The sequence below is a fragment of the Bradyrhizobium erythrophlei genome, from assembly GCF_900129505.1.
GTDB classification, from domain to species: Bacteria; Pseudomonadota; Alphaproteobacteria; order Rhizobiales; family Xanthobacteraceae; genus Bradyrhizobium; species Bradyrhizobium erythrophlei_D.
On the sequence record NZ_LT670818.1, the window covers coordinates 7,174,252 to 7,200,365 of the forward strand.

General features: G+C 59.5%; 23 protein-coding genes, 1 tRNA gene and 3 pseudogenes. 7 read left to right on the plus strand and 20 right to left on the minus strand.

Translation table 11 applies throughout. The annotated features are described in order from the left end of the window. Positions 1–423: 423 nt before the first annotated feature. Positions 424–636: pseudogene (locus B5525_RS33620) on the plus strand (hypothetical protein); the annotation flags it as partial. A gap of 37 nt (positions 637–673) precedes the next feature. Continuing rightward, complete coding sequence (locus B5525_RS33625; protein ID WP_079570097.1) at positions 674–868, plus strand: hypothetical protein; 195 nt, start codon at positions 674–676, stop codon at positions 866–868. Between the two features lie 63 nt (positions 869–931). On the opposite strand, the gene ltrA is transcribed toward B5525_RS33625, so the two are convergent. Continuing rightward, a complete protein-coding gene (gene ltrA, locus B5525_RS33630) occupies positions 932–2,254 on the minus strand; it encodes a group II intron reverse transcriptase/maturase (protein ID WP_425305221.1) in 1,323 nt (440 codons plus the stop codon). An 887-nt stretch (positions 2,255–3,141) separates the two neighbouring features. Here ltrA and B5525_RS33640 point away from each other — a divergent pair. Continuing rightward, the gene (locus B5525_RS33640; RefSeq protein WP_079570099.1) at positions 3,142–4,455 is read left to right on the plus strand and encodes a tyrosine-type recombinase/integrase; all 1,314 of its coding nucleotides are present in this window, start codon (positions 3,142–3,144) and stop codon (positions 4,453–4,455) included. On the opposite strand, the gene B5525_RS33645 is transcribed toward B5525_RS33640, so the two are convergent. The 3 genes from B5525_RS33645 to B5525_RS33655 form a co-directional block, all read right to left on the minus strand. After that, entirely contained in the window at positions 4,433–5,029 is a 597-nt protein-coding gene (locus B5525_RS33645; protein WP_079570100.1) for a hypothetical protein, read from the minus strand. The two genes, B5525_RS33640 and B5525_RS33645, sit on opposite strands and share 23 nt — an antisense overlap. A gap of 134 nt (positions 5,030–5,163) precedes the next feature. Continuing rightward, complete coding sequence (locus B5525_RS33650; RefSeq protein WP_154073596.1) at positions 5,164–5,904, minus strand: hypothetical protein; 741 nt, start codon at positions 5,902–5,904, stop codon at positions 5,164–5,166. A gap of 124 nt (positions 5,905–6,028) precedes the next feature. Then, positions 6,029–6,922, minus strand: coding sequence for a hypothetical protein (locus B5525_RS33655; RefSeq protein ID WP_154073597.1), 894 nt, complete (start codon positions 6,920–6,922; stop codon positions 6,029–6,031). Positions 6,923–7,145: 223 nt separating this feature from the next. Here B5525_RS33655 and B5525_RS44780 point away from each other — a divergent pair. Next, positions 7,146–7,268, plus strand: a tRNA-Arg gene (locus B5525_RS44780). A 731-nt stretch (positions 7,269–7,999) separates the two neighbouring features. Here the strand turns inward: B5525_RS44780 and B5525_RS33660 are convergent. From B5525_RS33660 to purU, 5 genes are all read right to left on the minus strand, one after another. Next, the gene (locus B5525_RS33660) at positions 8,000–8,818 is read right to left on the minus strand and encodes an MFS transporter (protein ID WP_079570110.1); all 819 of its coding nucleotides are present in this window, start codon (positions 8,816–8,818) and stop codon (positions 8,000–8,002) included. After that, positions 8,785–9,384, minus strand: a complete 600-nt coding sequence (locus B5525_RS47360; RefSeq protein WP_079570112.1) for an MFS transporter — start codon at positions 9,382–9,384, stop codon at positions 8,785–8,787. Before B5525_RS47360 ends, B5525_RS33660 begins: the two co-directional genes overlap by 34 nt. Positions 9,385–9,515: 131 nt before the next feature. Further along, positions 9,516–10,427 carry a bifunctional 5,10-methylenetetrahydrofolate dehydrogenase/5,10-methenyltetrahydrofolate cyclohydrolase gene (locus tag B5525_RS33670; RefSeq protein ID WP_079570113.1) on the minus strand — a complete coding sequence of 304 codons (912 nt, stop codon included), beginning with the start codon at positions 10,425–10,427 and terminating at the stop codon, positions 9,516–9,518. 9 nt (positions 10,428–10,436) lie between these two features. Next, positions 10,437–11,717 (minus strand): glycine cleavage T C-terminal barrel domain-containing protein, encoded by a 1,281-nt coding sequence (locus B5525_RS33675; protein WP_244567670.1) that lies wholly within the window; start codon positions 11,715–11,717, stop codon positions 10,437–10,439. A 19-nt stretch (positions 11,718–11,736) separates the two neighbouring features. Continuing rightward, positions 11,737–12,609: a formyltetrahydrofolate deformylase gene (purU, locus tag B5525_RS33680; RefSeq protein WP_079570115.1), complete on the minus strand. Its 873-nt coding sequence runs from the start codon at positions 12,607–12,609 to the stop codon at positions 11,737–11,739. Positions 12,610–12,841: 232 nt separating this feature from the next. On the opposite strand from purU, the gene B5525_RS33685 reads away from it, so the two are divergent. The 3 genes and pseudogenes from B5525_RS33685 to B5525_RS46775 form a co-directional block, all read left to right on the plus strand. Next, positions 12,842–13,855, plus strand: coding sequence for a LysR family transcriptional regulator (locus tag B5525_RS33685; RefSeq protein ID WP_244567671.1), 1,014 nt, complete (start codon positions 12,842–12,844; stop codon positions 13,853–13,855). Next, positions 13,851–14,105, plus strand: a pseudogene (locus tag B5525_RS45595) (hypothetical protein); the annotation flags it as partial. The gene B5525_RS33685 and the pseudogene B5525_RS45595, both read left to right, overlap by 5 nt. Positions 14,106–14,108: 3 nt before the next feature. After that, positions 14,109–14,219 (plus strand): annotated as a pseudogene (locus tag B5525_RS46775) (SOS response-associated peptidase); the annotation flags it as partial. A 917-nt stretch (positions 14,220–15,136) separates the two neighbouring features. Here the strand turns inward: B5525_RS46775 and B5525_RS33700 are convergent. The 11 genes from B5525_RS33700 to B5525_RS33750 form a co-directional block, all read right to left on the minus strand. Beyond that, positions 15,137–15,325, minus strand: coding sequence for a 4Fe-4S dicluster domain-containing protein (locus B5525_RS33700; RefSeq protein ID WP_244567672.1), 189 nt, complete (start codon positions 15,323–15,325; stop codon positions 15,137–15,139). Between the two features lie 105 nt (positions 15,326–15,430). After that, positions 15,431–16,474 carry an aromatic ring-hydroxylating oxygenase subunit alpha gene (locus B5525_RS33705; RefSeq protein ID WP_079570118.1) on the minus strand — a complete coding sequence of 348 codons (1,044 nt, stop codon included), beginning with the start codon at positions 16,472–16,474 and terminating at the stop codon, positions 15,431–15,433. A 156-nt stretch (positions 16,475–16,630) separates the two neighbouring features. Next, positions 16,631–18,316: a gamma-glutamyltransferase gene (gene ggt, locus B5525_RS33710; RefSeq protein WP_197687863.1), complete on the minus strand. Its 1,686-nt coding sequence runs from the start codon at positions 18,314–18,316 to the stop codon at positions 16,631–16,633. Then, positions 18,291–19,067 (minus strand): class II aldolase/adducin family protein, encoded by a 777-nt coding sequence (locus B5525_RS33715; protein WP_079570121.1) that lies wholly within the window; start codon positions 19,065–19,067, stop codon positions 18,291–18,293. Before B5525_RS33715 ends, ggt begins: the two co-directional genes overlap by 26 nt. Positions 19,068–19,094: 27 nt before the next feature. Beyond that, the gene (locus tag B5525_RS33720) at positions 19,095–20,555 is read right to left on the minus strand and encodes an NAD(P)-binding domain-containing protein (RefSeq protein ID WP_079570122.1); all 1,461 of its coding nucleotides are present in this window, start codon (positions 20,553–20,555) and stop codon (positions 19,095–19,097) included. 81 nt (positions 20,556–20,636) lie between these two features. After that, entirely contained in the window at positions 20,637–21,800 is a 1,164-nt protein-coding gene (locus tag B5525_RS33725; protein ID WP_172900027.1) for an ABC transporter substrate-binding protein, read from the minus strand. Between the two features lie 22 nt (positions 21,801–21,822). After that, a complete protein-coding gene (locus B5525_RS33730; protein WP_154073599.1) occupies positions 21,823–22,554 on the minus strand; it encodes an ABC transporter ATP-binding protein in 732 nt (243 codons plus the stop codon). Continuing rightward, positions 22,544–23,377 carry an ABC transporter ATP-binding protein gene (locus tag B5525_RS33735; protein WP_079570124.1) on the minus strand — a complete coding sequence of 278 codons (834 nt, stop codon included), beginning with the start codon at positions 23,375–23,377 and terminating at the stop codon, positions 22,544–22,546. The genes B5525_RS33730 and B5525_RS33735 overlap by 11 nt, the downstream gene beginning before the upstream one ends. Then, positions 23,374–24,207, minus strand: coding sequence for a branched-chain amino acid ABC transporter permease (locus tag B5525_RS33740; protein WP_079570126.1), 834 nt, complete (start codon positions 24,205–24,207; stop codon positions 23,374–23,376). The genes B5525_RS33735 and B5525_RS33740 overlap by 4 nt, the downstream gene beginning before the upstream one ends. Then, positions 24,207–25,082, minus strand: a complete 876-nt coding sequence (locus B5525_RS33745) for a branched-chain amino acid ABC transporter permease (RefSeq protein WP_079570128.1) — start codon at positions 25,080–25,082, stop codon at positions 24,207–24,209. The genes B5525_RS33740 and B5525_RS33745 overlap by 1 nt, the downstream gene beginning before the upstream one ends. A 207-nt stretch (positions 25,083–25,289) precedes the next feature. Beyond that, positions 25,290–25,994 carry a GntR family transcriptional regulator gene (locus tag B5525_RS33750; protein ID WP_079570130.1) on the minus strand — a complete coding sequence of 235 codons (705 nt, stop codon included), beginning with the start codon at positions 25,992–25,994 and terminating at the stop codon, positions 25,290–25,292. Positions 25,995–26,114: the final 120 nt, after the last annotated feature.

A 26,114-nucleotide genomic window follows, 5' to 3' on the forward strand; every position in this document is an offset into this window, starting at 1 on the left:
TACCGTCGTGCGACCTGATGTCCGAAACGGGTCCAGGCTGTGTGAAAAACTCCGACGTCGAACTTGCGCGTGGACATTTTGTCTCGATTACGTTGAATAGGAAAAGAACAGCGCTGGCAGTCGCAGACGACAAATCGCTGGCCAAGGATGAGCGAAAGCGATTACAGGTCGAACACGCGCCGCATAATGTTTTCTGCTTTGCCACCAATAACAGACATCGCTCAATAGCGTCGGCAGGTCCGTTCGGTGCCAACATCGGACTCATGCACCGCAGCAATCGGCCGAGCTATTCGATCACCTTGCCGGCCCAGCGGCGATCAAATCGCTGCATATTACAATTGTAATGCAAAGGTTCATTTCGGAAATAAGCTCGTAGCATGATGATCGTCATATTGTGCTTACGATTAGAACGACAGGTGCGACATGACGAGCGGTTCCCAAGTTCATCGCGGCTCTGACAGCCATATCTGGCTCAAGCAATACCCTGCCGGCGTGCCTGCCGACATCGACGCGACGCCATACGCGTCCCTGGTCGAACTGCTGGAAGAGAGTTTCGCGGCGTTTCGTGGTCGCAGAGCGTTCATCTGTATGGAGAGATCGATCTCCTATGACGACCTCGACCAGATGTCGCTGGCTTGATCCTCGGGATGAACAGAGAGAGAGAGAGAGAGCCATGACCACGACCTTCAATGCGGCTGCTACCAAAACCGTCGGCGTCAATGCGACGAACTTCGAGTTCACCTTCACACGGCTCGAACGAATCGCGTTCGGCCCCGGCAAGATCACGACGCTCGGAGCCGAGCTCGAGCGGATGGGCGCGACGCGCGCGCTGGTCAAAAGGCGAAATACTCGCTGCGAAGCGCGGTAGGGACGATCATTGCTGACCGCCCCCCGCCCAAATCCGTGCAGGCGGGATTCCCGCACACGGCTCCTACCTTGGGTGCATGACGGCAAAACGCCTATCGGGATATGGGTGAAGGATGCGCGGTTGGGGGAGCCAGTCGGCGGCTAGCCCATGCATTCGCTGCCACGAGAAGCGGTCCTTCTGGCTACGCCGCCGCAGCGTGCGCAACCAGATGCGCTTCACATAATAGTAGAATGCTCTCAGTGCAGGGCCGTTGGTCGGCACGGCATGATAAGCGAAGAAGCCTCTGACCACCTGCTTGAGCCAAGCCCCTTGCTCGGGGATAGGCTCGTGCATGCGCCGTCGCAATTCCTCCTTGATCCTCCTGAGCGTTGCCTGCATGCGATCGCGCCGTGTTGTTCTTTTGACAAGGAACTGTCCACGGCTGTTGCGTTCACAGATGAAGGTAAAGCCAAGAAAGTTGAAGGTCTCCGGTTTTCCGAGCCCGCGATGAGCGCGTCGTTCCGCCGCAAAGCGGCCGAACTCGATCAGGCGAGTCTTGTCCGGATTGAGCGACAGCGAGAACTCCTCGAACCGCTTGCGCATATCGTCCCAGAAGCGCCGGGCGTCCCCCTCGTGCTCGAAGCCGACGACAATGTCATCAGCATACCGCATGAGGATCATGTCGCCCGTGGCCTCGTGCCGTCGCCAGCGCTCGGCCCAGAGGTCGAACACGTAATGCAGGTAGACGTTGGCGAGCAGCGGTGAGATTACCGATCCCTGCCCCGTTCCCTTTTCACTGACCGTGACAACCCCGTTCTCTAGGACACCCGCCTTCAACCACTTCTGGATCAGGCGGATAATGCGCAGATCGCCGATGCGGTGCTCCACGAATCGCACCAGCCAGTCTTTGCTGACTGAGTCGAAAAAGGAGGCCACATCTGCGTCAAAAATGAAGTTCACTCGCCTGCTCGTGATCCCGACAACCAGCGCATCCAGCGCATTGTGCTGACCTCGCTTGGGTCGGAACCCGTAGCTGAACCCGAGGAAGTCTTCCTCGTAGATGGCGTTCAACACAGCTGCGGTCGCTCTCTGGACGATCTTGTCCTCGAGTGCCGCAACCGCCAACGGACGCTGTTTCCCATCAGCCTTCGGTATGTATGTCCGGCGTGATGGCAGTGCCCGGTATGCTCCCCGATGAACCCGCTCATGCAGATCAGTGAGGTTTCGGTCAAGGTCTGCTTCGTAGGTCGGCCACGTCAGTCCATCCACCCCAGAGGCGGCATCGCGTTTGAGCGCGAAGAACGCTATCCGCAGGCAGTCGATACTGATGTGGTGGAGGAGTGCAGTGAGCTTCCCCTTCTTCCGTTGCCTTGCGGCTTGCCGTACGCGCTCCAGCGCCTGTGCCACGCGCTCCCGTCCCTGTGTCCGGTGCGTGCTTTGCCGGCGCGCGTTCCCCTTGGCCCCCGCCCTTGGCTCCACCGGCTCCGCTGCGGTCGGGACCGCTTTGTTCGTCGGCTTCACAGCTACTATGGCAGAGTCTGACTTCTCACGACCGTGCATCATCGGCTACGGCTCCTCACCTTCCCGATGCGGACCGGCGGCTGTTGCCGAACGGTCGATCGCGAGATCTCCCGGTTCCCGCGCAAGGAGCGTCTGCACATGCCAGGGTCTCTGACCACGCCGGGTCGTCCTGGCGCTCGCGATGACGCGCCCAGACGTATTGCCTTCCACGATCTGCACGGTGTCGGCACCCAGAATAGGAATCTTTCGCGGCTCGATGGCTGGCCTATGCGCTCCCCTGTCAACGCTTCGCCGAAACCCTCGCGGGCAACTGCGCATGACTCGGGGCCGATGTGGATCGCTACTCCCTCATCGTAAGAGACTTGCACTCTCTACTCCTTGCCGGTCTCCCGGCGCTTCGTAGATGTTTTCCGCTTTGGCCCCAACAACGGAGCGAGCGAAAAATGTAAACCGCCTGTAAACGGGCGGTTGGCTGTAAACCCGCCGCGCCGAAGTGCCTTTGACAGCATTGGAAAATTTGGTCGGAGCGAGAGGATTTGAACCTCCGACCCCTAGTCTCCCAGTCTGGGAACTGCGCTATTTGGCAAGTCCTACTGACACGTCATGAGACCGATTTCCCTTATTTTTCAATGGTTCCAACGTCTCATTTTGTCCACTATGGATCAGGGTATCTGCCCATTTCCTTCCCCATCGGGGAAGGAATATAGGATTTCTGATCCATCGCCTTCTCTTCGGTGAAGGCGGTCTCCTCCGTACCCCCAAGTGTGCTTGCCATGAAGAAGTTGACCGACGCTGCCATCAAAGCGGCTCGCTGCCCCGAAGGCAAGAACCGCCTCGAGCTGTCCGACGCCTCCTGCCCCGGCCTAATCCTGCGCGTGACAAAGACCGGGTCGAAGACGTTCCTGTTCAAATACTGGTCACCCCTGCTCTCGAAGACGGTAGGGCTCACGCTAGGCGCCTATCCGGATGTCGGCTTGGCCGCTGGCCGAGCCAAGGTGGCTGACCATCGCAAGACGATCTCGCTCGACGAGGATCCTAGGCGCATTCAGCGCGCGCAGCGCAGGCAGGCCGCACGCGAGGAGGAACTATCGTTCGACTACTTCGCCGACCTCTACATCGCCGAGTATGTGAAGGGACCCGGCTTCCCGGAGCGGCCGAACAAAAAGTCGTGGCAGAACGACGTTGGTTACCTGAAGCGCCCACGGGCGGAATGGGGCAAGCTTCCGGCTGCGGCGGTCACGGACGACGACGTGGCCGAGCTGCTCGATGTGATCTCTGAGACGGCGCCGGTGTCGGCGAACCGAACCCAGAGCGTCCTTCACACGATGTTCAAGTGGGGGAAGCAGCCAGGTCGCAAATACGTGCCATCGAATCCACTTGCCGAGATGTCGCGCCGCGGCGGCCGTGAGCGCAAGCGCGATCGTGTGCTGAGCGATGAGGAGATCCGGACGCTATGGTGGGGTCTCGATCGAGACGGTGTGCCGGGCGATCGCCATGTCTGCCTTGCGATCCGGATGATCCTGACGACCATGGTTCGCCCCTATCAAGCCGCCGGCGCCGAGATCAACGAGCTATTCGACCTGGGTACCTCCAACGCGCTCTACGACATGCCACCAGGCCGGGTGAAGAAGGACCGGGCCGTCATCGTCCCGCTGTCGGATATGGCCTGCGCTATCATCGACGAGGCGATCGAGGACAAGAAGCAAAAGGTCCTCTTCCCGTCGAAGTTCGACAACACGCTCAGCACCTCGATCGCGCGCGCGAGCATCTCACAAGCGCTCAACGGCAAGAAGAACGGGACGAAGAAGAACGGTAAGACGGAGGACCGGATCGGGATCCGAGAATTCCTCGGCATGAAGCACTTCACAGCGCACGACCTCCGCCGTACCGCCGCGACGATCGCCCGGCGCGCCAGCGCGCCCAGGCCGGACGTGAAAGCCTTGCTCGACCACGTGAACGGCGACGTCACGGACGTCTACGACAAATACGACATGCTGCCGGAGAAGCGCGCGGTGGTGAACATTCTCGCGGCCGAGCTGCGCCGGATCATCGGAATCAAACCCGCTACTCCTGGAGCTCCCAGTTGATCTGGAGGGGCGAGCATCTCGTCGAGCTCAGCTGCCTTTGGCCCAGGCGTTCGATGCAGGCAATGCGAGTAGCGAGGGGCGAAATTCGAAATTTGCCCCCATCTTCTTGCAGCTCTCCGTGGAACAGCCTCGCATCGGGCCGCGAGTGCGTATAAGGGCAGAGCTCATCGTAGATGGAATCCGCCCGGCCGCTCGGCTTGAGAACCGAAACCGGAACTGCGCCCGATGTTGCGCCACGGAGCTTGCGCACGCAGCTCTGGAACGGGAAGCTGCCGAGATTATGCTTCTTCCAGCGGACACAGTCCTTGTCCTGCGGCGCGAGGTTTCCGAGCGCGCCGATGGCGATCAGCTCAATCGCGCTTCGCAGATTGGCAACCGCCGACCGGTAGTAGCCGTGCAGAAAGCCGAACGTGCTTGCCTGAAGGCAGTCGCCGGCATCCAGCATGCCGCCGAAGAGCTCATCGTGATCGTCACCGATGGCCTCAACCCAGTCGCCCCAAAGCTCATAGAGCGTGACGAGTTGCTTGCCGTGATGATTGGAGGTGGTAAGGGCCACGTCGTCCGGCAGATGCATGATACCCGACCAAATCCTTTCCTTGATAAGGTCGGTCGGTCCCGGCCGTTTGCCGCTGACAAGCGCAAAGGCCTCGTCGGGCAGGAGGCCGCGATGAGAGCGAAAATCCTTTGGCGGCGGCTTGTTGGACTTGTTCAGCCTGGCAGATGAGAGTCGGGCTCGTCCGGACCAAAGCCGAGCGGTTGATCGAATGACATGGGGCCGGGCACTTGCTCGATCGCCGCGTCGGGGTCCTCCCCCCGTTTGCGTGCGGCCGCGGCGATGCCCCGCCGCGTATGCTCCGCGAACTCGGAATTGAGGAAGCTCCGGACTCGTGCCGACTTCGTGGCCAGTTCGCTCAGGTCCACCTCGATGCCGAATGCCTCCAACGAGAACAGGCCAACTCGAGCGTCGAGCTCGCGTCCGCGGACATCCGGAATAGTTAGCTTGCTGCTCCCGTGGTGATAGGCGCCGGCGCCGAAGATCGTTATGTGCCCGCCCGTGACACGGCCCTCTTCCACCTTGTCAATCCAGAAGAACTTGAAGGCGCCATAAAGAGGCAAGGTCGCCTGCTCCCGATTTGCCAGATTCCTGAGATTTCCCGCCAGATGGTCCATCTTGTTGCGGGCCAGCCTTGCGTTCTCCGCGCTCGCCCGATAGTCCCTGAGAACAGGATGATCGACGACCTCCTGCTGGGCGGCGCCCCTCAGAAACGTGCCGAGATTGTGAGCCTGGTCGACCGCCGCCCACACGTCGAGGAATAGCGCCCGCCGCTCCAGCACGGAGATGTCGAGATGCCGGGGCGCTCGCTTGACGAACGACGTTACATTTTGCTCCAGCCGCGAGACGGCGAGTTCGAGCATGTCGGCCGCGTAGCCGACCGCTTCCAGCAGCATGCGCTGTTCTCGTATGAGACCGATGGGAAGCGCGTGAAGAAACTCGGGCTTTTGCTCCACAGTCATTTGGCCACTCTCCGGAATGATAAGAGGCGCACAAGTTACCGCGAATCTAGACCAGGACCTATTTGGTGATCTGCCGCTCGATTGTCTTCCAAGCCGGAAAGTTCTCGAGCGGAAAGGACTTTAGCTCGGGGATCTTGGGCAGGAAGTCGAGCTTGTGCAGATGGCGCAAGCTCATGAATGCCGGCACGAAGGCCGCGTTAAACACGCCCTCATTGGTTTCCTTCCAATCATTCAGGAATTTCTCGATGCATTCCCGCTGGTCGGTTTCCGTTCGTCGCCATATCACCTCCTGCGCCTCCTTGGTCCCCTCGAACCAGATGAGGACCGACTCCGCCGACGGATGCGTAATGGAGCAAAGTTCGCCGTAGAGCGCGTGAACATCCGCAACGCCAAGCTGTTGCAAGCCATCAAGATATTCGCGGATTTGCTTTGCCGCATGCACGGGGTCCGCAACTTCCTTGCGCTGCAGTTTGCGGCCATGCGTAAAATGAATCAGCCGGTCTTCGAGCTCCTTGGAAATGTACACTGTATCGGTCGGCCTTTCCTTGAGACGCGCGCGGATGGACGCCAGGCTTGTCGCAAGCGTCTTCGGCACGGGCGACAGAGAGTAGCAGGCGTCGGCTGCCGACTCGAGGAATCCCCGGCAAGCCGCGTAGGTGCCGAAGAGACAATTTCCGTCGATCGTCATGAAGAGCGCGTTCAGCCATTCGGTGTGCCGCAACACCGACGCGCAACAAGAGAGATGAACCCGCATGATCATCTCCCGCCAGTAGATCGCTTGAGCACGTTCGGGCCGTTCGCGGACCAGCGCATTGTACGCATCCATATCCATGAAGGAGTACGGTTGATTTCTGGTGGCGGCTTCAATGGAAGGCAGCAGCTGCCATGTGGAAACTGCAAAAGGTCCAAAGTAGGCCGACAGGATTGACTCGGGCGTTCGCGGGGCTGTCATGAGAAGGGGCGCTTGGTTTGCTGTCCTTTCGACATGGTAGCACAAACTCGCCATTGCACCCCTCGTTGCGCTACCAGGTCGCCATCCCTGCGACGTGGACCGAGGATTCGGCCGGCTTCGCACTCTGCCGTTCGCGCGCATTTCGGCTCGATGCGCTATATGCATCGCGCGATGCAAGAATCGGCGCGGAATCGGCGGCGTTAGAGTGAGAAAACGCCCTGTGGCGAGGCCACCGGAGTCAGCGCTCCGATTGATCGGCTTACATTTCTGAGGGGGCGCATCACTTTCAAGGACCCCTGCCCTCCGAAGGCGAAGGCCACACGTTCGAATCGTGTCGGGTGCGCCAATTTCTCTTTATACTGCAGGACGATGCGGGCGCTCACACGGAAGCCGCAGCTCAGCGCTCATTCGCGAGAGTAAGCAATCCGAATGCAAAGTGTCGCCGAGCGCTGATAGCGCGGTAGCGATGGACGTGGGTGCCGGCTCGCCTGGCTGAGCAGCAATCGATCTAGTAGACTTACATCCGCCGCGGAATGGCGCCTCTTGACCCCATTGCTGACGCTCGAGATCCCGGTCATCCGCGCCATTGCTTGTCGAGCTTCCGAAAAATCGGAGACAGAGGTGGGTTGTGAATCCGATCGAACGGGCTTCTGCTCGACCCATACCCCGAAGCCACAAGTGCGCCGTTTGCCTAGTTGTGACGTTCACAACCGAAGCGGTAGCCCGGTAACTCGTCGAACGCGCGCGTCAAATCAACCATCTGCGTTGTCAGGTCACCTGACCCGAAGTTGCTCCTGATAGCGATCTTCGATGCTGATGACCAAAGGGAGGCCGGCGATCCGGACGCTGCACGTATCCGCGAATCGAGGAGCACGGCTGGATGCAGGACCCGCGCCGCTGCGCATGCTGCGACAACGGCCGGTGGGTTTGCGAGAACCACTCCCTTGGCTTGGCGATCGCGCATGCGACTGGGGCGGTGCCGGTGGGCCCTACCCCGTCTGTAATCGCTCGGACGGGTGGGAGACGCTGCCGGAGATGCCGTCAATCATGCAGCCGACAATCGATCTGCTGCCGCCGTTACCGGAAGCCCGGCCCAGGCGAGTGGGATCGTAGCGCGGTCTGATGGACGTCTACGATCGTCACCGCGACGAACGTGATTGCCACGCAACCGGCGATGACGGCGAAGAACGCGGTCGCACCATAGTTCAGGGCGTACGTTCCGACATAGGCGCTGACGATTGCTCCCGCCCGGCCGAAGCCGGCAGCCGCACCGACTCCCGTCGACCGGATGTTCGTCGGGTAGACGTTGGCGGCCAACGCATACAGGGAGCCCTGCGCGCCGAGCAGACAGAATCCTTCGACGCAGAGAAGCGCCATCAGCAGCGGCTGGGTTTCAGTCGATAACGGCATCGACGCCAGGACCGCGGCACCGACGGTCGCCGCGCCGGCGATGGTCAGAATCGCGATTCGCGAGCCGTACCGGCCGATCGCCCAACCGGTGACGATGCAGCCACCGACGCCGCCAAAGTTGAAGAGCGCCAGCCCCAAGCTCGCCGACTGGACGTCGAAGCCCTTGCTGGTCAGGAGGGTCGGAGCCCACGCATAGAGTACATAGACCGGCAGCAGGCAGAAGAAGAAGGCGATCCACAGGGCCGTCGTGGTGCGACGGAGACCGGCGATGAACAGCGCGGTGACCGAGGCACGCTGCACTCCTGCGTCCCGGCGGTCGACGAAGACGCCGAATGCTGCCGCGGTCTCGTCGAGGATCCGCACGGACTTCGCCACTTTCGCCGTGTCCGCCCCCCGCGCCAGAAGATACTGCGGCGATTCCGGCAGCGCGATAGCAAGGATCAACGCGACGATCATCGGCAAAACGCCGCTGACCACGAAGAGCATCCGCCAGCCATAGTCGGGCTGCAGTCGGGCTGCAGTCGGGCCGCGAGGACGCCGCCGATCATGCCGCCGATCGGGATGCAGACGATGCCCAGCATCACGGAGAGACTGCGGTTCCGCTTGGGCGTGAATTCGGCGATCAATGCGGTCGCCGCCGGTAGCGCCCCGCCGAGCCCCAAACCGGCCAGAAACCGGTACAGGCTGACTTCGCCCACCCCGTAAGCGATGGCGATGGCCAAAGTCGCCACACCGAACAGGAAGACCGAAGCGATCAGAGCGACCTTTCGTCCGAGCCAGTCGCCCACGATGCCTCCGATCGGGGTGCCGATCGTCATGCCCACGAAGCCGAGGGCCAGGGCCGGAGCGAAGTCGCCGCGTGTGACGCTCCATTCCTTGATCATCGACGGGATGGCGAAGCCGAGAATCTGATTGTCCAGGCCGTCGAGGGCGATGGCCAGGGCACACAGCAGCAGCACCTGCTTGCGCGGCCTGCTCCAGACTCCCTCTTCGGCCAGCGATCCGATGTCGATGACCGGTCTTTGCGTCGTGTCCAATACTTGCGTTGTCATGTTCTTCCTCCCCTTCTGTGCAGATCCTTCGGCTTCTTTTTTCCTTGGAAGCGCGTGGCGCGGACGCCGGAAGCGTTCGCTCGTTGCGGCGTCACCGACCCGCAGCGATCGAGAGATCGCGTCACCTCCGCTCAGACGGCGGTCGCCACATCTGCTTCCGCCGCTTTCGATCGAGCGGCCTCCATTCGGGCGGCGGCGCTCAACGTGTTGGCCAGCAGACAGGCGATGGTCATCGGACCGACTCCGCCGGGAACAGGCGTGATCGCACCCGCGACATGGATCGCCTCGTCGAAGGCCACGTCGCCGACGAGCTTCTCGGCGCCGGACGGAGATTTGATGCGGGTGATGCCTACGTCTATGACCGTCGCACCCGGTTTGACAAAATGGCCACGGATCAGGCCGGGGACGCCGGTCGCGACGACGAGGATGTCCGCTTCCCTGCATCGCCGCTCGAGATCGGTCGTGCGGATGTGCGCGATGGAAACCGTACAAAGTTCCTGTAGCAACAGCCGTGCCATCGGACGGCCGACGACGTTCGACGCGCCCACGACCAGCGCGCCGAGCCCCGCAATGTCGTCGTGCACCGACTTGATCAGGTGCATTACGCCGAGAGGGGTGCACGGGATCAGGGCGCCCTCCATGCCGGCCGCGGTCCGTCCCACGTTCAACGGATTGAACCCGTCGACGTCCTTGTCCGGGCGGATGGCGCATACGACGCGTGCCGTGTCGATGTGGGGCGGCAACGGAAATTGAACCAGGATTCCATTCACCGCCGCATCCCGGTTCAGCTCCTCGATCAGATCAAGAAGAAGTCGTTCTGTCGTGTTCGCGTCGAGCACGAACCGACGGGACCGCATGCCCACGGCTTCGCTCTGCCGCACCTTGTTTGCGACATAGACGTGGCTGGCGGGATCGTCGCCGATCGGCACGACGGCCAATTCCGGGACCGCCGCTCCGCCTGCGACGAGGGCGGCGACTCCCTCCGCCACTTCCTTCCGAACCTCGGCAGCTAGCGTTTTTCCGTCGATGATACGCGCGGTCATGGCTACGGTTCAGACCTTGGACAGGTCGGCGCGCCGATTGTCTTTCTTGTAGGGTGCCGGAGCCACTCTCGCGCGGATGTGCTTGTGTCGACGCCCGGGCTCGCCCCAAACCACGACGACCTCGGTGCCGATCTCGGAGTGATCGACGTCGATGGTGCACAGCGACAGCATCTCGCGGAAGAAGTAGCTGTATCCTCGCGAAGTGGTCACGCCAACATCTTTACCGCCGCTCAGCACCCGATCGGCATACATGAAGCCGCGCTGGTCGCGGGGCATTTCCATGTACTGGTAGGGCTCCTGCTCCTTCCGGAAGAGGGAGGCGTGGACGTCCGCTACGTCGTCTCCGTTCCAGACCAGCGTGCGGATCGCGCGCCGCGGATTGGCGACCTCTTGCTCGAGCGCGGCACGCCCGATGAATTCATGGTCGAACTTGATGTTCTTGCCCCAGCCGAGTTCGACCGGGCTTCGGTACCAGTCGCGGATGTCGTCCGACTGGAAGCTGCCGGCGATGTTGAACGTCGACGCGAAGCCCGGCATCGCTGCGCGGAATTCATCCTGATATTCCTTCATATCCTCGTCGAAGATCGCGGGCATGTAGTCGGTTACGATCGTCGGGAAGCAAGCTTCGAGGTGGTTGATGAAGATCGCGCGGCCGCCGATGCGGCGGAGGCCGAACTCCTGACCGGCGGTGACGATGGCGTCGTAGACGGCCGCCGCCTGCTCCGTGGGTCCCTGCAGTTCGAAGCCGATCTCGCCCGACATTCCCTGCCGCAGCGCGAGCATCTTGCAGCCGGCGATCTCGATCTCGCCCGAATGCATGAACTTAACGTCCCGCAGCGATTGCTTCGAGACCTTCTCGATGAGCGCCAGAGATGTCGGACCCTGGACCTGGAAATTGAACCAGTCGTCGGCCGCGGAGGTGACATTGTAGTCGCCGTGGCGACGGATGTAGTCGACCCAGAACGTGCCGCGTCCGAACAGCATGAATTCGTCGTCGGACAAGCGCGTGAGGATGCCCTCCGCTATGACCTTTCCCTGCTTGGTAGTATGGACGACGTGCTTCGACTGCCGGATGTCGAACTTCTGGAAGCTGTTGACGGAGGTGTCCGAGAAGAGCTTCAAGACATCGGGCCCCTTGAAGCGCCGCTCCCAGAGGAACGACCAGTCGCCGATCGCACAGGTTTCCTTCCAGGACATGCTCTCATCAATCCAGTCGGTATATTCGGGAAGGCCCCAACGGGAGGTGAAGTAGCCTTCGGGCGTTCTGCGCATGTCCTTGGATGTCAGCATTGTTCGTTCTCCCTTTTTTTCAGTCGGCAAAGACGATGGTCCGGTCGCCGTTGATGATGACGCGGTCCTCGAGGAAGAGATGGACCGCGCGCGAAAGGACCCGGCGCTCGATGTCGCGCCCCTTCCTGACCAGATCTTCCGGCGTGTCGCGGTGGCTGACGCGTTCGACGTCCTGTTCGATGATCGGACCTTCGTCGAGATCGCTCGTCGCGAAGTGCGCGGTGGCCCCGATGATCTTTACGCCGCGCGCGTGCGCCTGGTGATAGGGCTTGGCTCCCTTGAATCCCGGCAGGAAGCTGTGATGGATGTTGATGCAGCGGCCTTGCAGATGGCGCGAGAGATCGTCCGAGAGGATCTGCATGTAGCGCGCGAGGACGACGAGATCAGGCCTCGTCTCTTCGACGAGCGCCTTGATCTGCGCTTCCTGCTCCATCTTCGTTTCCTTCGTGACCGGAAGGTGATGGAACGGAATGTCGCCTACCAGGCTGACGGCGAGCGCTGAGCGCGGATGGTTCGAGACGATCCCGACGATGTCCATGTGGAGCTCGCCGAGCTGATGGCGGTATAGAAGATCGCCAAGACAGTGATCGAATTTGGAGACGAACAGCAGGACCCGCTTGCGTTCGGCCTGAGACCGGAGTTTCCAGTCCATTCCGAAGTTCCGGGCGATCGTCTCGAGCCCGGTCCGCGTCTCCTCGGCGCCCTCTTCCGAGAGAGTGACGCCGACCCTCATGAAGAAGCGTTCGCTCATGATCTCGTCGACCTGCGCGGCCTCGACGATGTTGCCGCCGTTTTCGAACAGGCAGCGCGAGACGTCGGCCACGATTCCGGGCACATCGCGGCACGATAGAGTGAGGATGTATTGCGATTTCGATGCAGTTTCAGCGTGCATAGACGGAAGGTTCCTCGCAGCCATGGACGATCGGATCCGGCGACTCCGACCCGGGGAGCGGATGTTTGCAGAAAGAGAGGTGGACCGAGGAAGGATGCGTGAGGCTTGCGCGCCCGGCGGGCTACACCTCTGAATTCACTCCCAAAGTCGGCCTCTGCGGGGCCTTGCAAAGGCACCATTACGCAGAAAGCTGTCATTGAAAATCCGGTAATATCCAATACAAGCTATCAGTATGATGGATATCAGAAGGCTCGACCTGAACCTGCTTCTTCTGCTCGACGGGCTCTTTCGTGCGCAGAACCTATCGGCCGTGGCCCGCCAACTCGGCATGAGCCAACCGATGGCCAGCGCCGGGCTCCGCAAGCTTCGGGAATTCTTCGGCGACCCGTTGTTTCTATCGACGGGCCGCGGCATGCGGCCGACGCCGTTCGCGGAATCGATCGCCGAAGCGGTGCGGTCGGTGCTGTCGACCGTCGACCAGCAGATACTCCGCAAGCCGCGCTTCGTGCCGGAAGAGAGTGACCGCGTATTCACGGTCACTACCTCGGATATCGGCGTTCTGATCTTCATCCCGCCGATCCTCCAACGCATACGCACGATGGCTCCCGGAGCGGGCCTGCGATGCGTGCCGACGTCCCACGAACATCTGGAGGACGCGCTCGAAAGCGGCGAGATCGATCTGGCGATCGGCTACTTTCCGGACCTCGTCGGTCCGAACATCGTGACCGAAGACCTCTTCGATCACCCCTTCACCTGCATCGTCCGAAAGGACCATCCGACGATCGGCGACACCCTGTCCCTCGAGCAGTTTCTCGCGGCGGACCATATCGTCGTAAACCAGCAGGGCCGTAGCCAGGAGATCTTCGAAAGACGGATCCGAGAACTCAAACTGCAGCGCCGCGTCGTCCTGCACTTGCCGCACTTCATGAGCGTGCCGCAATTGATCGCGACGAGCGACATGATCGCCACCGTACCGTTCTCGCTCGGGGCCTGGTACCCGGACGCTGGTCTGAACCTTCTGCCGCCGCCGGTCTCCATACCTCTCATCGAACTAAAGCAGCACTGGCACCGCCGGATGGACAACGAACCCACCGTCCGCTGGCTTCAATCGATCGTGGCCGAGGAGCTGCGCGATCGTGATCCCGCGCTGGCGATGTCGGCCGATTATTCCAAGTCCCGCGCCAAGGCCGCGGGGCCCGCTATCGCCGTGCGGTCCGCGTCCGAAGGGACGTCACGGCGTCGGTGAACCGATCGATCCGTCACCCACTATCGACTAGGCCGTGAATGGAGGCTTCCCCTGGCTGGAGATCAGGTGCGCGCGCTGCAAGACGCCGAGCGACGTCGACCTCGCGGCGATGAAGCACCCGCCGACCACCTTCGTGCACGATCTCGCCAGCCGGCTGCGCTGCCGCAAATGTGCCAAGGCGGGCCGGCGTCCATCCGCGACTCTGCTACAATTGGCCTGGCAGCCGCGCCACCCTCGAACCGAAGCCTGACCGATGTGCAATCTCTATTCGATCACGACAAACCAGGCCGCCATCATCGCGCTGTTTCGCGTCGTGAACCGATACGTTGGCAATCTGGCGCCGATGCCGGGGGTTTTTCCTGATTGAACCACATTGGGCCGGACATGATCGTCGCATCCAACCGGCTTGAGCACGCCCTCGCCTGGGTGGGCATTGTACTGGCCGGGGATCCATCAGCGCGCGCTGAGCTCGTTGCCCGTTCGCGTCACAGCAACCGTAGAGCAAACGAAACGAGATTGTCAGCACAACAAACAGATCCATAGCCGCGACGCCGTCGGCATGATTGCGGATAAAGGTCTTCCAGCCTTGGGACGGCGGGTGTCTTCGCCTGACCATATACTTGGCCACGCTCGTTTGTCCGATATTGATGCCGAGCTTGAGAGCTCTCCATGGACCCGCCGCGCTCCCCACAGTGGGTTTGCAACGCTCATCTCTCGGATCAGCCCGCGTATTTCGAGCGGCACCGTTGGTCGACCGCCACGAGGTCGCGACTTCCAGCGCCAGTACGATCTGAATCCCGCGCGGTGCCAACGGACAATGGTTTCCGGCTTCACAATCGCCAACGCATCGCGAACGTTAGGAAACAATCGATACAGACCAACGAATACCAAACGGTCGATGGCGCTGAAGGAGAGTTTCTTTGGAGCAGTCCGCCGCAGAACGTTTATTTGCTGCCGCAACGTCCAAATCTCTGCCTCAAGCGCCGCTCGCGAGCGGATCAGATCGACGACCATCCAACCAATAAGCCTGCAAAGATCCCTCATGGCACAACAGCATCGCCCGATTCTCTATCAACTGCCAGCCAGACAAGGTTTGGGACAGGGACAACCGGATTCTTCGAGCAATGCGCGCACTTCGTGTCCGCTGAGCCTAACACGGGACCGCAATCGCCGCGCAACGGACTCCAGCGATCTGCGGCGGTTTTCGAGGAGCTTGCGATACGCCCCTGCTGCCTTCCCCGCAGCAATCCAGCGATCAAAAGTCCGCGCGGAAAATGCGCATCAAGCGCCCGCCTTCAGCGGCGTTTGCTTTTCTTCGATGACTGGCAGGGTCGGGGCACGTTCCGCGTTCAATCCAACCCAATGCGCCCACTCTGGAGGCAGGTCGGCCTCGTCATAGATCGCCTGGACCGGGCAGACCGGCACGCAGGCCTGGCACAAAATACAGGCCACCGGATCGATGTACAGCATTCGGCTATCGCCGTGAAAGCATGAGACAGGACAAACCGTCACGCATTCGGTGAACCGGCAGTCCCTGCACTTTTCGGTGACGACAATGGCCATCGCTGCGATCGATCAAGCTGTGCCGTATGTGAGACCCAGGGCGCCGAGCCAGCGGCGATAGGCAACTCCAAATTTGTCGGTGCGGTGGTGAATTTCGGCGCGCAGATCGACCGGAATCCGCTCGGGCCGCTGGGTTTCGACAATATCCTTGTCCTGGGAGAAGACCATATCCTGCCGCCGCTGAATATCTTCCTCGTTGAGATTCTCGCCGAAGTTGATGGCCACGCAAAGGCGAATGATGCAGTTCACTTCATCGACCGGCTGCGCGGTAAGAAACGTGCAGAACCGATCATCCGGACCGCCGAAATGACGCTTGTCGCGATCTGCGATTTCCACCTGCTTGGAGAAATAGGCCACCAGGGGACGAAATACCCGGTAGGTATAAGTTGCGTTCACCGGAACCTGACGATGATCGCCGTATGGTTGAAAGACACGAATACCGCTGGTGCTGATGCCGTTTTCATCCTCGAAGACCTTGTAATCCTCTACTTTGTCCGGCGCATCCTCGACGCCGTTCAGACCGCGGTGAACAAACGGAAAATGCGTTGCATCGATGAAGTTCTCGACAGAACGAAATCCGTTGGCCTTGAAGAAATAAGGTCCGGTGTTGAATTTGCGGAAACTGACGTCATCCCATTCGGGGAAGGTTGGAACCGGATGTTTCGGCTCACCCAGTGATGCCCAGACCATTCCGTAACGTTCTTCGGCGAGATGAGGGAAAGCCCGCGCCTTCAGCGGCGGCGGTTGGTCAGGTGCGGCAGGAACCAGAACGCATTTCGCCGAACCGTCGTAACGCCAGCCGTGATAGGGACAAACCACCGTGTCGTTGGCGATCCATCCCTTGGAAAGCCGCGCGCCGCGATGAATGCAGAGATCCTTCCAGACGTGGAGCTTTCCCGAAGCGTCGCGCCACAAGATCAGATCTTCGCCCAGTAACGTCGCGGCGACGACCTTTCCTGCAGGAACGTCCTTGCTGAAGGCGATAACGTGCCAGTCATCGATTAGGGCAGCGTCCGGGCTGGCGGTCTCTGATATCATCCGCACTGGAACATTCATGTGGGTCGTCCCTTCATGCCTTCTGCCATCAAACGATCACAACGGAACTGATCGGATGGTCTTGCTTCCATCAAGCAATTTGCCTGCCATTTGACCTCGAACCACCGTTGCCTGATTGGGTAGAGCTGCCCTGCTTGGGCTGCCCATCCGTCGCCGTCAAAATCCGACAGCCGCTCCATCGCCGCGGGGGTCTGCACCGCCCTTCATCACACCGGTCGATCGATCAATGAGGATCGCGCCAGCATGTCCCATGATGTCGGAGTAATCCGGCGTCAAATTGATCCGATGGCCAAGCCGCCGAAGTTCGAGGACGACGTCATCGCGTACGCGTCCCTCGAGATTCAGCAGCGTTCCAGGTTGCGACAAATCGAGCATGCGGCCCTGCAGCCAGCGCGGTGCCTCGATTGCCTGTTGGGGTGACATCTTGTAATCGATGATCCGCGCGACGATGGCCGCTTGCGTTTGCGGTTGGCCCTCCCCGCCCATCGTCCCGTATAAAAGGTCCGGCGCCCCGTCCTTGAACAGCATTCCTGCGATAAGCGTATGGAAACATCGCTTGCGCGGTTGAAGCCGATTGGCCGAGGTTTCATCAAGAACGAAATATTTGCCGCGATTTTGCAGGTGCACGCCGGTTCCGGCAGGCATGATCCCCGAACCAAATCCGTCGCAGACGCTTTGTATAAGCGACACTGAATTGCCGTGCTTATCCATGACGCCGATCCAGACCGTATCGCCACCCTTGATGACGGACGCACTCGATGCGGCGCAAACCGATTGCTTGATTTTGTCGGCTTGCGCCCTGCCGTGAGCACGGGACAGCAGTCGGTTGAGCGGGATATCTACGAACGTTGGATCAGTCAGCCACTCGTCGCGGTCGGCGAACGCAGCCTTCACAGCCTCGGCCATCAGATGATAGAACCCGGCCGAACCGTCCTCGACGCGCGCGAGATCGAAATTGTTGAGGATGTTCAGAATGCCAAGAGCCGCCATGCCTTGCGTGTTCGGCGGCAGATTGTACGCCGTATAGCCACGGTAGGGCACTGAAATCGGATCAACCCAGTCGGCAGTGTGATTGGCGAAATCCTCTTCCGTCAGTACCCCACCGTTGGCCAGCAATTCTGATGTGATCGCCTTCGCGATATCGCCCTTGTAAAAGGCGCTGGCACCCTCTTTGCCGATCAATTCGAGCGTTGCGCCGAGATCGGATTGGCGCATGACATCACCGGCACGCAACGGACTGCCATCGGGCTTGCAGAAGTGCCGTTTCATTTCCGGAAACCGCTGCAAATTTCCAAAGTTCTTATCTGCGGCGTCAAAGTCCACCAGTCCACGCAGATCCTGATGCGACGAAACCGGAACGCCATTTCGCGCGTACCCAACCGCGTCCGACAATAACTCCTTCCAGGCGATCTTGCCGCCCAGCCTGCCGACGCTGTGCTTATATGCAGCGTCCCAGCCGGAAACCGCTCCCGGAACAGTATTCGCGGCGAGATATCCCCGCGCCGGAATCGCCGAGACCTCGTGCTCGCGGTAGTGCGCGAGCGTCGCCTTGGTTCCGGAACGGCCCGAGGCATTGAGCGCAAGTGGCGCCGACTGGCCGTCTTTCGAGATCAGCCAGAAATTGTCCCCGCCAATGCTGTTGGCCTGCGGATAGACCACCGCAACCGTCGCGGCTGCAGCAATCGCGGCCTCGATGGCGTTGCCGCCCTGCTGAAGGATACGTAGTCCAGATTGCGAAGCGAGATAGTGCGGCGATGTCACCATTCCGTTCATCGCCAAGGTTGTCGGTCGCGTCATATTCGGGGAACTTTCAGGGTCAATTGCGGTAAGAGGGATCTTCACTGTCGAGTTTGCGCACCAGCGCCTGCCACTCCAGGGCGCCGGGATTCGCGGTCAGTTGCTCCTCCGAGTAGCGAAGGCGCGCCGAATATTCAGAGATTTCTTCAGACGGAATGATCAGCTTCTGCCCGGACGATTGAGCCTTAAGCTGTACCTCACAGGATTTTTCGAGGTAATACATGAGGATGAATGCCTCAGCGACCGTGCGCCCTGTCGTCAGGACGCCATGGTTCTGCATCAGCATCGCCTGGGTATCTCCCATGTTTGCAAGCACGCGATCGCGCTCGTCGAGACGCACCGGCGGACCTTCATAAGGATGATATGAAACGCGCTTGTAGAATTGCTGCGCCCAGACCGTGAGGGGAAGCAGACCGCATTCCAGACTTGATACTGCCATTGCGTGAATCGGATGTGCGTGAAACACGCAAACTCTGTGATCACCCGAGCGATGAATTGCGCTATGCAGGACAAAGCCTGTAGGATTATGCACCCACCGGTCGTCGGGCTCGACCATTTCTCCGTTTTGATCGACCTTGATGAGTGATGAGGCCGTGACCTCGCTGAACATCATGCCATATGGATTTAGAAGAAAGTGCAATTCCGGACCGGGAACACGCGCGGAGAGATGGGTGTAAATTAGATCGTCCATACCGAGCTTTGCAGTCAGCCTGTAAGCTGCAGCCAGTTCGACTCTCAGCTTGACTTCTTCGGCACTCCATTTGCCATCCTTGGCGATGGGTGTGGCAATGTTCATGACTTTACCCTCCTATTTTGTTGGAAATTATTCCCAGTCAGAGTGATGGTCGAACGCGGCTTTGATCTGCTGCTCGTTTTCGATGAACAGCGTCCTGGAAATGTCGTGACAGACGCGCTCTGCCGCGTATTGAAGACCTGACAGATTGCATCGGAAACCGCTCAAATGCGCGACACCGGAGCAGAGGTAATAAATGCGGCCGACGAAATGGTCGCGGTCATGGAGCGGCGTAAATTGCAGGGCAGATCCCAGATAGGGGCTGTTTTCCAGCTCGGGATGGGTCGCCAGTCCGTTAGGGATGTAGCCATCCTTCCAGAGCCGAATGGATGGCAGCAAGGATTTCAGTTCACTTTGATCCGCCAGTGAATTACGGCTGCCGGTTCCGCAGATCATGAAATCATGTCGCATCTCCAGACCGCCATAACAGCCGATGATTTTGTCGTTCTCATAGCGAAGCGACTCGATGCCGGCACTGCCGTAGATGTTGAACCGCTCGTCTCTGATTGCCTCGTAGTAAGTATCCCGAGGTGGCGGCACCCCGAGATCGAGGTCTGCCAGCGAGTAAGCCCACTTCATTTCATCGCGGAGATCGATATAATGGCGATGATACCCCTGCCACCGGCTGGCGAGGCAAACGCGATGGACAGGCGGCAGATTCTCCCTCCTCACCAGGAGGTCGACCGAACGCGCTCCGGCCTCTAGTGCAGCATTGGCAGTATCAAAGGCGCTCGCACCTCCGCCAATGACAACAACATCGCGATCAACCAATCGATCGACAGGAAGATCGCCCATCGTGTGGGTATAGGCCTGCGGTGGAAGATTATCCCTGACCAGATCTGGAAACCGTTGCAGGCCAGCGCTCTCAATTCCGGTGCACAGAACGACAAACTGCGCGCGCGCGACACCTTTCGAAGTTTCAAGCTCGAAGCACCCGATATCCGGGCGCCAGGCAATGTCGGAAACGCTCACGTTGTATTCGATCGGAAGTCTCAGAACTTCGCCAAACCAGTCGAGATACTCCGCCCACACCAGACGCGGAATTTTCTTGATGCTCCGGAAGTAATCTTCACCGAATTTCAGATCGCACCAGCGCTGAAAATGAAGATTGGGGAAACCCCAGTGCAATCCTCCGGTCTCGCTCTTGCGGGTGCGCAACAAATGGTTTCGCGCGTAATTTCGCCAAGGACCCTGCAGTCCCGGCGGATTACGGTCGAATACCTTCACATTATGCAGACCGAAGCGATCGAGGCCGAACGCGACCGCCTTTCCAGTTTGCCCCGCGCCGATCACCGCGACTTCGAGCATGCCCTTCCGCGGTTCGTATGGGAGCGGATCGACTGGATAGCGAAGCAGCTCGATGTCAACGCGAATTTGCGCCTCGAGGTCGCATAGACGTGCTTCCCAACCGATGAGCGGAAACGGCCGATACAGCCGGTCCGCCATTGAGAAATCGCCTGGAATATCGTGCTTGCGAGCGAGATTTGCCATTTAAATATTTCATGTTTCATTTCACAATAAAGATGCGTAAACGGATGTCAAGCATCGCGGCTGATCGACCAATCACGTCAGCTAGTCGAGATGCCGGTCCACAAGCGTCCACTTTCCGCCCTTTGCTTCGAGCACGTAGACGACCTTGATAGCGTCGCCATCCGAGTTGATGGACAGGGGGCCAACCAGCGCCGGAAATTTGCTGAGTTTGCGGATCTGATCGCGGACAGCTGTTCGTTCAGCTGCAAGTCTATCCCTGTCGCCGGTGATCGCCGCCTGCTGCATCGCGTAGGCATACATCGATACGATGTCGTAGCTCGCTGCGTCGAACTGGTTAGGTTCGACGACCGCTTCGCCCTTCTCCTTCAGCTTGGCCTTGAATTTCTCGACAAAATCCCGCGTCCGCTCGTCATCGAGCCCGCTGAAGAACGTCGCGGTGATCAACGTCCCCTCCCCGTTCGGTCCCATGCGAGCCGGCAATTCAGCATCAGCGACCGACGACCCGCCCAGCATCCGTCCTTTGTGACCCTGGCGGCGCAGCTCGGCGGCAAGCTTCAGCATCGGTTCTGGCGGGGTGCCGACTGCGATGAGGTCGGTCGGCTTTTGCATCAGTTGCGAAACCTGTGGAGCTAGGTCGAATGCCGCAACACGAAGCGAAACGGTCTGCTCCAGCGGAAGGCCGGCTTGCTTGATTGCATCAGGGAGTACCTTCGTCCCCAAGGACTCGGAAACAGCGTCGTCGGTTGCGTAGGCAATAGACACGGACTTCGCGGCGTAACCCTTCGCCTTGATCGTCTTGAACAATCGCTCGTACGTATACGCCTCATCCGTGGTGTTGCGGAACGCATAGGTAAAAGGCGCGGCAACCTTCGGCGCCGACGAAGCCATCGACATCTGTGGAATACCGAGACGCTCTCCGGCCGGGAACGAAACCCGGCATTCGCTGGTACTGAACGGACCGACGATCGCAAGAACCGGTTCGTCCTGAGCAAAACGCGTCACGCCTGCGGCGGCCTGGTCCGGCTTGCCCCCGGTGTCGAACGAAGACAGCACCAGTTTCTTTCCGTTTATGCCTCCCTTCGCATTGATGTCTTCGATGGCGATCTCGACCGCGACGGCATTTCGCTTTGCCAGTGCAGAGAACGGCCCGGTATTTGCGGCCAGATATCCGATGGTCAGATCGTTCGCGTGGGCGGAAACGATGCCTAACACGAGGAGTGACGTAACAAGGTAGATCCGCTTCATGTTCTTTCCTCTTTTGTAATCGTCAGGCATGCAGGGCGTTGTTAACTGCGACGCCTCCGCCGAGATAGGCTTTCGTCAAATCGTCGGACTTCGTGAGTTCTTCAGTGTCAGCTTCAAGCGCAAGGCGACCGAGCCTCAAGACATATCCCCTTTGCGCCGCCTGCAGCGCCATTCTGGTGTTTTGCTCGACAAGCAGGATCGTCAAGCCGGCTTCGTTCAGGCTTTGAATGAGATTGAAGATTTCTCGAACGAACAACGGACTAAGACCAAGTGATGGTTCATCCATCAGCAAAAGTCGTGGACGTGCCATGAGTGCGCGTGCGATCGCAAGCATCTGCTGTTCGCCGCCAGACAACACAGAGCCAAGTTCATGTCGTCGCCGCGCAAGATTTGGAAACAGATCATACATTTCGGCCAGATCGGACGTAACGCCTCGATCTCGCCGTTGGTAGGCTCCCATCAAAAGATTCTCCTCGATCGTCAGCGACAGCAATATCCGACGACCTTCAGGCACCAGCGCTATGCCGGCCGACACCCGACGGGCCGATGACCATCTTGAAATCATTTGGCCTTCAAAATGAATCGTTCCCTGTGCACGCGTCACGCCCATGATTGCGTTGAGGAGCGATGTTTTTCCTGCTCCGTTCGCGCCGAGCACCGCCGCGATACTGCAGCCTTCGATTTGAAGGCTGACGTCATTGACCGCCAATACGTTGCCATACGACACGCCCAGATTGCGGACCTCAAGCAGCATTGTCGTTCCTCCGACGCGCCGCTTCGCCAGATCCAGTTGAAGTCGATTTCGGACGGCTGAGATAGGTCGGCTCGTCCTTTCCCAGGTAAGCCTCGATCACAAGTGGATGGCTACAAACGGAGACTGGGTCGCCTTCGGCAATTTTTTGTCCGAAGTTAAGAGCAACTGCACGATCGCAAAGCGTTCTGACGAAATCCGTATCGTGCTCGACGATGAGAACTGTCGTCTCCTTCGGAAGCGAAGATGCGAGCACCGTAACGAGCTCGTTTCGCTCGCTCGAATTGAGTCCTGCAGCTGGCTCATCAAGTAGCAGGAGTCTGGGGCGCCCCACGAGCGCGCGTGCTACCTCGATCCGCTTTTGAACGCCGTAGGAAAGACCCTGCGCGAGCTTGTAAATATCGTCTCGAAGTCCCAACGCTTCGGCCGCGCTCATCGCCTCCTCGCGCCAGGATCGATTCCACGAGCTTCCAAGCGGGGCCAGTATTCTTGCCCAGGGGCTGACCAAATGGTGCTGGCCCAGCATGATGTTTTCCAGCACCGTGAGGTGTTTCATCAAGCGAAGATTCTGGAAAGTCCTGCCGATACCGAGATGGATGCGTTGATCAAGCGGGACATCGTCGATCGGCTCGTCATCAAGAAGGATCTCGCCCGCAGTGACGCGGTACACGCCGCTGAGCAAATTGAAGATTGTCGTCTTGCCCGCGCCGTTCGGGCCGATCAGACCGCAGCGCGATCCCTTTTGCAGCTGAATATCGAGATTGCCGATCACCGACAGGCCGCCAAAGGTAAGTGAAATTCCGTGCAGGAAAAGCATCGGCTTCATACGAGGCGCCTCCTGAACGGCAGTTCGTGGATCAAGCGCCGGGTCAACAGACCCTCAGGCCGCAGCAGCATCAGCAGGACGATGCAGGCGCCGAACCCGACATATCGCCACTGATCCGTGCTGCGGAGCAATTCCGGAACGAGCGTAAATACAACAGCCCCAATCAACGGCCCGAATGGGGTCTGCAGTCCGCCCAGCAGCGCATAGAGCACCGCGTAGGTGCTCAGTAGAACGTTAAAATGCTGCGCTTCGAGGTAGTTGAAATGATGAGCGTAAAGCGCTCCGGCAACGCCGGCGAATCCAGCGCCGATGGTCAAGGCTGCCACCTCTACACACCGTACCCTCACGCCGAATACCGCTGCGCCCCTGCCGTCGTTTCGAACGGCCGTCATGCACAGACCGAACCGCGTACTGCTCAAGCAGGCTATGATCGCGAGGACGATCATCATCGTTCCGAACATCGGGGCGACACTCAAATGATCGGCCACCACTAAACCGCTGGCCCCTCCAACCACATTCAGGTTAAGCAGAATCGCGGTTACCACTTCCGAAAACGCAAGCGTGGCAATCGTGAGATAAATGCCCCGGGCTCGAAGAACCGGAAATGAGATTGCAAATCCGGCTATCGTGGAAGCGCAGGCGCCGCACAGGATCGAAACACCGAGCGGAAATCCGTAGCGACTTAGAACGGCCGAAGCGTAGGCGCCAATTGCCATGAAGCCGGCAATTCCAAGATTCAATTGACCGCACGCGAGCGGCATGTAGGCGGAATACGCAGCGACGATATTGACGATCAGGATCGCCGCGATCTGGGTTGCGTATCCGCTCATTACATCCGCTCGACTAAAATGGCGCGATCGCCGAGCAGACCGTTTGGTACCAAGAGGATGAGCGCGAGCAACACGCCATAGACGACGATGTTCACGGCTTCCGAGCTGACGTATGAGATCGTCAGCACTTCCACGACCGCGATGATCAAAGCTCCCAGCAACGCGCCCCAGATGTTGCCCATCCCGCCAAGCACCATCGCGGAGATGCCCTTAAGCGCGACTTCCGACCCCATGTCCCAGGAGACCTGAAGATAGCTGATGCCGAACAGCGCGCCGCCCACTCCGGCCAGCAAACCAGAAATGAGGTACATGCCGGACACGGTTCGCCCGACATCGACGCCCAGCATTTCAGAAATGGTTGGACTCTCTGCAATTGAGCGCAGGCCTCGTCCGAGCTTCGTTCGGGTTACGATGAGGTAACAGGCGACAATTAGCAGCAAGGAAATGGCGAAGCTGGCCAGTTGCGGCAGACTGATAAGCACGCTTACAATACGGATACTCGCCCCACCAAACGGACTCGGATAGCCAACAGCATCCGATCCGAAATAGATCACAACGAGATTCTCAAAAAGCACCAGAAAGCCGAGAGAGCTGACGAGTGGAATGTGGCTGTCCGAATTCTTCAGCCATCGGAAGGTGAAGCGTTCAATGACGAGAGAAACGCCGCCGGTCACGGCGAGCGCCACCGCGATCGAGACCGCGATCGAGTACCCCTTCGCCAGCATCGCGCATGAGACGATGCCGCCGAGCATGAACAACGCCGGAATGCTGAAATTCAGAAAATTCAGGATGCCGATGGTCAGCGAGAACGCCAGCGCCACCAGCGCATAGATGCCGCCAAGGAGCAGTCCGTTTACAACCTGTTGGGCTAACATGGCGGCTCGCTAAGCATTCGTGTTTCATTTCACGAAAGCAAGCGACGTGCCAGAATTGGGAACGCTCAAAACTTGGAGAATAACTGGAAAAAAGCTGCGATGGGCCGAAACCTCCGAGGTTTCGGCGGAGGACAGGCTTGCTGCCGGCCAGGCCGGCCATGACAGCACTGATAACGAGCAGGGGTGCCGAGAACTTAATCTGATATCTCAACGCGCGAGCGCAGAGAGCCTGCTCTTAGCTGCAGCGGGAGCCTGCGCAGGTACTCGCTCGCGACGAATGGCCATCGCGAGATCCTTGATGTGGTTTCGCGCCTCTCGCTCTGCCAAATCTGGATCGCGCTTGCGGATAGCCGATAATATTTTTTCGTGGTCGGTACAGGACTGCGGGAGATGCGTCGGGATCGAGTTCCGCTGGATTCGCATGGCTCTCATCTGCGCAAACACTGATTGCAACAGCCTTTCAAGCGTCACATTATTGGCCGCCCGCACGATTTCCTCGTGAAATTCAATGGTGCGCGTGTAGTAGCCGTCCGAGTCGCCGCTGCTCAGAGCGGCGCGCTGATCGTCGATGCTCCGTTGAAGAATTGCGAGCTGCCGGTCGCTAATGTTGGAAGCTGCAAGCCGTGCAGCCATTCCTTCGAGCGCTTCTCGCGCGATATACATCTCCAGCGCGCGCCCTGGATCGTAGTCGACCAGATAAACGCCCTGCCTTGGCACGACCTCGACGACGCGTTCCGCCTCAAGTCGATTGATCGCCGCCCACAACGGCGTGCGGCTCACTCCAAGCTCGCGACTGAGTTCTTCGACGCTGACCTTGTCGCCCGGGTTGAACCGATTCCCATTGAGCAACATCTCGCGAACCACCGTATAGGCGTCCTCGCTTAAATTGGACCGCTTGAGCTTTCGCGCCATCCTTCAGACCCACACGTTTCATGTTAGATTTCTGCTTTTAGCGGCGAATCGGGAGTTCCTCAAGGCGCAACCAGGGGTCGCCCTCGAAAAATCAGATAATTTTTCAATAAGATGCTCCAA